General features: G+C 65.3%; 1 pseudogene. It reads right to left on the bottom strand.

Annotated elements, in window-relative coordinates:
• Positions 1-887, bottom strand: a pseudogene (locus tag NCT04_RS34245) (RHS repeat domain-containing protein); the annotation flags it as partial.

The raw sequence follows: 887 nt of genomic DNA on the forward strand, positions 1-887 counted from the left end.
TGAGCGCCGCCCGATTTCGTGATCAGATTGCCGCGCTCGTCGTAGTCGTAGCTCGTCGAGTCCAATTCCCTCAGTACGTTGCCGATGCACTTGGGCAGCGACCTCCACCACGCCCCGAAGTTGCTCGTGTCCTCCGAGCCGCGCCAGCGCATTGGCGCGCTTCGGCCGGCGCGCTTCAATGCCGCGTCTTCTTCATCCTCCCGGGCATGGCGCGCGGCACGCGCCTCGGCCGTCTCGATCGCCGGGCGCGGTGGAACCATGTCGGCATCGACCGGATTGCCCGCCGGATCGAACGCAAAGATTTCGGTCAGGTCGGGCGTCGCCGACTTGAGCAGCCGGCCTACCGGATCGTAGGTGTAATCGGTCACCCCGCGCACACGGTCCTCGATGCGCGTCAGGTTGCCCGCCGTGCTGTACCCATAGGTGCGCTCGGCCAGCACATCGAGCAAATTCACCGAACTCGCATGACGCACCGACATCTGTGCGAGCCGTCCGACCGGATCGTACTGGCGCGCCTGCGTGAAGCTGCGGTGCGTGCGCTTGATTTCCCGATGCAGCTTGTCGCGCTCGAAATCCATCAGCGGCTTGCCGTCGAGCATGACGCCGTGGACGTGGCCCGAGCCATAACGCAGCCAGTCGATGGAGCGTGTATTCGGCAGGATGGTCTTCGTGCGATTGCCGAGCACGTCGTATTGGTGGCGCGTGACGGTCGAATACTGGCCCCGGTAATACGGGCGAACGTGCTGCTCTTCGGCGATCAGGTTGTCCGCATCGTCGTAGTGCAGGCGGGTCGTGCTGCCAGCGGCCGTGGCGGTCGCGAGCCGCCCGCGCGCGTCGTAATAAAAACTCTCGGTCGCTTGCTTGCCGATCGTGCGCGCGGTGAGCCG

The sequence above is a fragment of the Caballeronia sp. GAFFF2 genome (assembly GCF_023631485.1).
Lineage (GTDB): Bacteria > Pseudomonadota > Gammaproteobacteria > Burkholderiales > Burkholderiaceae > Caballeronia.